Source organism: Polaromonas sp. P1_E3, from assembly GCF_056405935.1.
The window spans coordinates 1-5,721 of sequence record NZ_JBFUBD010000172.1 but is presented as its reverse complement, the minus strand read 5'-3'; the positions used below and the strand labels follow the sequence as shown (position 1 = coordinate 5,721).

General features: G+C 63.3%; 5 protein-coding genes. 1 reads left to right on the top strand and 4 read right to left on the bottom strand.

The features are described from left to right. Positions 1-48 precede the first annotated feature (48 nt). A complete protein-coding gene (locus AC1D0Z_RS14985; protein WP_477659019.1) occupies positions 49-1,359 on the bottom strand; it encodes an NAD(P)/FAD-dependent oxidoreductase in 1,311 nt (436 codons plus the stop codon). A gap of 332 nt (positions 1,360-1,691) precedes the next feature. On the opposite strand from AC1D0Z_RS14985, the gene AC1D0Z_RS14980 reads away from it, so the two are divergent. Then, positions 1,692-2,948 (top strand): MFS transporter, encoded by a 1,257-nt coding sequence (locus tag AC1D0Z_RS14980; protein WP_477659018.1) that lies wholly within the window; start codon positions 1,692-1,694, stop codon positions 2,946-2,948. Positions 2,949-2,960: 12 nt separating this feature from the next. On the opposite strand, the gene AC1D0Z_RS14975 is transcribed toward AC1D0Z_RS14980, so the two are convergent. The 3 genes from AC1D0Z_RS14975 to AC1D0Z_RS14965 all read right to left on the bottom strand — a co-directional run bounded on the left by AC1D0Z_RS14975 (position 2,961) and on the right by AC1D0Z_RS14965 (position 5,719). Continuing rightward, positions 2,961-3,428: a hypothetical protein gene (locus AC1D0Z_RS14975; protein WP_477659017.1), complete on the bottom strand. Its 468-nt coding sequence runs from the start codon at positions 3,426-3,428 to the stop codon at positions 2,961-2,963. A 354-nt stretch (positions 3,429-3,782) separates the two neighbouring features. Further along, positions 3,783-4,334 carry a DUF4166 domain-containing protein gene (locus AC1D0Z_RS14970; protein ID WP_477659016.1) on the bottom strand — a complete coding sequence of 184 codons (552 nt, stop codon included), beginning with the start codon at positions 4,332-4,334 and terminating at the stop codon, positions 3,783-3,785. 149 nt (positions 4,335-4,483) lie between these two features. Continuing rightward, positions 4,484-5,719 (bottom strand): c-type cytochrome, encoded by a 1,236-nt coding sequence (locus AC1D0Z_RS14965; RefSeq protein WP_477659015.1) that lies wholly within the window; start codon positions 5,717-5,719, stop codon positions 4,484-4,486. Between the last annotated feature and the right edge of the window lie 2 nt (positions 5,720-5,721).

Below are 5,721 nucleotides of genomic sequence, written 5' to 3'. Positions count from 1 at the left end.
GGGTTGAGTGAGGTTGATAAAAGAATCGCGAGAGGGATGCCGTGATTATCAGTGCAACTTGATGCGCGGGCGATAGGTGCGGTCCAGCATTTCCGACAGCGTGATGAGCGCGGTTTTCTTGAAGCCGCCCAGCGCCAGCTGGTGCTGCTTGTGCAGGCCCCAGTACATGAACTTGGCGAGCTGGCCTTCAATGAAAAAGCTGCCTTTGGTGAGGCTGCCCATCAGGCTGCCGACGGACGAGTATTCCGACAGCGAGACGAGCGAACCCTGGTCCTTGAAAACAAAGGGGGCCACGGGCTTGCCGGCGATGAGGTCGGAGAGCGAGCGCGTCAGGTACATGGCCTGCTGGTAGGCGGCCTGGGCTCGCGGCGGTACCCAGGTGCCGTCGGGTTGCTGGCATGCCGCGCAGTCGCCAAAGGCATAGATGTTTGCGTCACCCGTGCTTTGCAGGTTTCCATTCACCACCAGCTGGTTGAGCCTGTTGGTTTCCAGCGGGTTGCCGTCGCCAAGGGTCCGCAAGAAGTCGGAGGCCTTCACGCCGGCGGCCCACACCGTGATGCTGGACGAGATGACTTTGCCGCTGGCCATCTTCAGGCTGTCGGCAGTGACCTCCACGACTTTTTCGTTCGTGTGGACCTCGATGGCCAGCTTGCGCAGTTCGCGCATGGCCGATTCGCTCAGGCGTTCCGGTAACTGGGCCAAAAGGCGTGGTGYGGCCTCCACCAGCACGATCTGCAGGTCTTTCTCGGGGTGGATGTGGTCAAAACCGTAATTGGCCAGCACCCGCGCCGCGGCGTGGAGCTCGGCAGCCAGTTCGACGCCGGTGGCGCCGCCCCCCACGATCGCCACCGTCAGACGGCCGCTGCCAGCCACACGCGGCACGGTTTGTGCGCGAATGCAGGCGTTGATCAACCGGTCATTAAAGCGCTTGGCCGCTTGTGGGCTGTCGAGCTTGATGGTGTGTTCGGCCGCACCGGGCGTGCCGAAGTCGTTGGTCTGGCTGCCCACGGCAATCACCAGTGTGTCGTAGGCCAGCTGCTGGGCCGGTGTGATCTCGCGGCCGGCCTCGTCGTGGCTGGCAGCCAGCTGCAGGGTCTTGTTCTGGCGGTCCACACCGGTCAGGCTTCCCAGGCGAAACTTGAAATGGTTCCAGCGGGCCTGAGCGAGGTATTCAATCTCCTCCGCATGCGTGTCAAAGCTGCCGGCGGCCAGCTGGTGCAGCAAGGGTTTCCAGACATGGGTACGGGCGGCGTCGACCAGGGTGACCTCAGCCAGGCCCTTTTTGCCCAGGCGTTTGCCCAGTTGCGTGGCCAGCGCCAGCCCTCCGGCGCCTCCGCCCACGATGACGATGCGGTGCATAACTTCTTCCTCCTGGTGCCAGGGTGGCCCTGTTATGTCGCCATGTTAACTGCCTGTTTCGCCTAAAGCGGCAACGTGCCTGAAGCCAATGGCCTAATTTTCAGGCCAGCAGGCCGCCTTATCGTGCTTGTCTCCCGGTTCGGACGAAAGCGGTCCGGTTGCGGGGGCGGCCGTCGGGCCTGCGAATCATCCAATGCGGAAATTCCGGTTTTGGCAAGGCAGGACGCGCGCAAGCAGCTATTAAATAAATAGCAAAATGGTATCAAAGGGAGGCTTCAGGAGTAGCCCCTTGCGGCGCTGTGCGGGTACCGCGCTGTTAAGCTTCGGGCCGCATGTCGACACATACGTTTGAAGAACTGATCCACCAGCGCGCTTTCATGCGCATGTGGTTTGCCCGGATTTTTGGCACCACAGGCAACCAGATGCTGATGGTCGCCGTGGGCTGGCAGATGTACGAACTGACCGGTAGCGCCTGGGATCTGGGATTGGTGGGCCTTTACCAGTTTGTGCCGGCGCTGCTGCTCACGCTGGTGGCCGGGCACGTGGCTGACCGTGTGCACCGCGGCCGGATCATCGCCGCCTGCCTGGTGACGCAGGCCACTGTGGCGCTGATCCTGGTCGGCGCCACGGAAGGCTGGCACCCGTCCGGTGCTTCTCACAGCTGGGCTTCGCGCGAGCTGTTGCTGGCGGTGTCCGTCATGCTGGGCGTGGCCCGAGCCTTCCAGATGCCCGCGCAGCAGGCGCTTACCCCCATGTTGGTGCCTCCGGTCATGCTGCCGCGCGCCATGGCCTTCAGCTCGGCCGGGATGCAGGCGGCGGTGATCGGCGGGCCGGCGCTGGGCGGCGTGATCTTTGTGGCCGGCGCCACAGCGGTATATGCCACCTGCGCCTTCCTGTTTGCCACCGGCTGCGTGCTGATCGCCGTGCTGCGCTACGACCACGTGCCGCCGCCGCGCGAACCGGTCACATTGCGCACGCTCCTGGCCGGTGTCGAGTTCGTGTGGCAGCGCAAGGCCCTGCTGGGCGCCGTGTCGCTGGACTTGTTTGCCGTGCTGCTGGGCGGCGCCACGGCGCTGTTGCCCATGTTTGCCAAAGACATCCTGCACGTCGGGCCCTGGGGCCTGGGCCTGCTGCGGGGCGCCCCCGCAGTCGGCGCCCTGCTGACGTCCGCGGTGCTCACACGATGGCCGCTGGAGCGCCGCGTCGGGCCGACCATGTTGTCAGCAGTTGCCCTGTACGGCATCTGCATGGTGGTGTTTGGGCTGTCGACCAGCTTTGTACTGTCGCTCCTGGTGCTGGCCATCTCGGGCGGCGCCGACATGGTCAGCGTGGTGGTGCGCCAGACACTGGTGCAGATCGAAACCCCCAACGAAATGCGCGGCCGCGTGAGCGCCGTCAACTCGGTGTTTATTGGCGCTTCCAACCAGCTCGGTGAATTTGAATCAGGCGCCACGGCGGCACTGCTGGGGCCCGTGGGCTCGGTGGTGGCGGGTGGGGTGGGCACGCTGCTGGTGGCTGCGGCCTGGTTCAGGTTGTTTCCGTCGCTCTCCAGGCGGGACCGGATGGTCACGCCGCCCGCCAGTTCTTGAGGCTTCCAGGCGCTAAGCTGCTTGGCTGTGCAGCCTGGCTGTGAAACCAGAAATTTGATAGGCGTAGGGGCTGAAATCAAACACAGCGCGCTGGAGGGTGTTCGCTCGATGGAGCAGGTCAGGAAAGCGCATTGCGGTTTGCTGCAGTTGGGCTACCGTAAGAGCCACCGGATGGTCGAGCAGTTCGATCATGTGCTCGGGGTGCTGGCCGTGCCCCCATTCGACCGACACCTCGCACAGCTCGGGTTCGGTGGTGAGGTGCTTCACCCCAATCATGATGGCGACCGAGTCTGCTTCTTCGTTTGTGGCGTCCGGGAATATGCATTCAAGCCATACGCAGTGGCCTTGGTATTCAGTCAGACCGCCGACCGATGATGAACCACTGTTGAACTTCAATTGCGGATACTCGGACACGGACACTCGTTCCGCCTCTTGCAGCAAGGGAAGGAAAATACGTTCGAGTTCAGTGACTGCATGCATGGGTATTCGCGATGCTTGAGATGACGCCTGGGCGCAAATTCTTTGACCTAATTAGGCCGACCTGCCAGGCGGAAAATCTTCATGGTTTATGGGAAATGCGCGAGGTCGCTTTCCAGAATGTAGAGGCTGTTGGGTGTGGGGTTGTGGCATGCCAGGCCCACTTCACTCACCGGGGTATCGAATGTGACCAGCACGCGGCCGTTTGCGTTGACCGGACTTGCGATAGTTCCCCGGGTCCCGATCAGGAGCCAATAGTTCTCGGCAGGGCGGCAATTTTCAGGCGCGGACCGGGCACCGTTGAAGGATATGAGTACGACTTTCGATCCAGCTGGGTGCATCTAGCCACCTGCGCTTTCACATGAGAGGCTCAGGCGACAGGTTCCCGCTATAGGAGAGCACCGTACCGAGCAATGGGAGGCCGACTTCCACATTGAACTGGTACTGACCGTTGTTGATGCACTTCGATGCGGCCGTGCGGGGCAGGAGCCAAAGAGGGAAGGGAATTCCCGCCAGCGCGCCCCCGATGGGCCGCCAGACCCAGCCCCCATTGACGATGGAAACCGCCAGCTTGAGGCGCAGCAGGCCAGATGATTCGATCCAGTAACCCGATGGATATTGACCTGTCGGCGTGAAGGTTGAGGCAAACGTGGAGGTTTCATTGAAGGTACGGTTCCAGTGAAGCTCGGTATCAGTGCTGAAGATGGCAACACTCATCGTTGCAATCCCGTCGCAAGACGGGACACCGAGTTTTTGCGCAAGCCGCCGGCCAGCCCAACCTGCAAGGCCGGTGCCCAGCCGAACCTCGACTGTGCCTGAGAGCGTGCCTCCAGACCGATGAAGTTCCTGGAGCAACGGGTGCAGTTGTGTGAAGGCCTCACCAAACCAGGTTTCAACGACTGCCGACATATGCTCTTTCGGTTGCGGTGCAGTTCCGCCCTGAACCCGATCAACAGAAATGGGGCTGCACACTGCAGCTGATTTTAGGTGCGCAGCTGGCAGGCCGCCGTCCTCAGGGGACCATTGCGCTCCCTCACAAACGAAGCGCAGTGATACGTCTACCGCCCCGAGTTCGCCCGTATCCGGTTCACTTCCAGCGGCGTGATTTCGCTGGCCCGGTTACCCCACGATTGCCGGATGTGGGTGAGCACCAGCGCCATGTCGGCATCGTTCAGCACCAGCACAAAAGGCGGCATGCCGAAGGGGCGCGGGTTGCCCGCGGTAGCCGGTGCATAGCCGCCGTTGAGCACGATCTGGACGAGGTTCACGGGCTGGTTCATGGTCACGGCGCGGTTGCCTGCCAGCGCCGGGTAAGCGTTGGCGATGCCTTCGCCTTTGGCGCCGTGGCATTGGGCGCAGTGCTGCTCGTAGAGCTTGCTGGCGCGCTCCACCGATTCGCCCTGCGTCCTGAGGGTGGCCGGCTCCGGGGGCCTGGCGGGCGAGGGCGGCAACTCTTTGAGGAACTGCGCCATGGCGCCGAGGTCGGCGTCGCTCAAATACTGCGTGCTGCGCTGGACGACTTCAGCCATGGGGCCGGTAACCGAGGCGCGCGGTGACACGCCGTTTTTCAGAAGGTTCACGATGTGCTGCCTGTCCCAGTCGCTCACTCCTGCTTCATACGGCGAGGTCAGCGACGGTGCATACCAGTTCTGCATGGGGATCAGCCCGCCGGCAAGGTCCAGCCCGGTATCGGTGGCACCCAGCGCATTGCGTGCGGTGTGGCAGGCCGCGCAATGTCCCAGTCCCTTGACCAGGTAGGCGCCGCGGTTCCAGTCGGCGCTGCGTGCGGTGTCGGGCTGGTACACGCCGGGGCTGAAATAAAGGGCGCGCCACACCGCAAGCGCGGCCTGCGACTGGTAGGGAAAGCGCAGCGCATGCGGCTGATTGGGTTGCACCACGGCGGGCAGGCTGCGCAGGTAGGCAAACAGTGCGTCGGAATCTTCACGCGTGACCTGTGTGTAGCTGGTGTACGGAAAGGCCGGGTAGAGCAGGCGGCCATTTTTGGAGCGGCCGTTGTGCATGGCACGCCAGAAGTGGGCGGATGACCAGCTGCCGATGCCGGTCTTGTCGTCGGGGGTGAGGTTGGACGTGAACACCGCGCCGAACGGCGTGGCGATGCCGCGGCCGCCCGCATACGGCTGGCCGCCTTGCGCCGTGTGGCAGGTCTGGCAGTTGCCGGCGCGTGCCAGGTAAGCGCCCCGCGCAACCAGGCTGTCGCTGGGCGCGGCTGTCGCCACGGGCGTTCTCACGTCGATTTCATCGCGCACGTTGAGCGTCCAGACCAGCGCAACCAGGC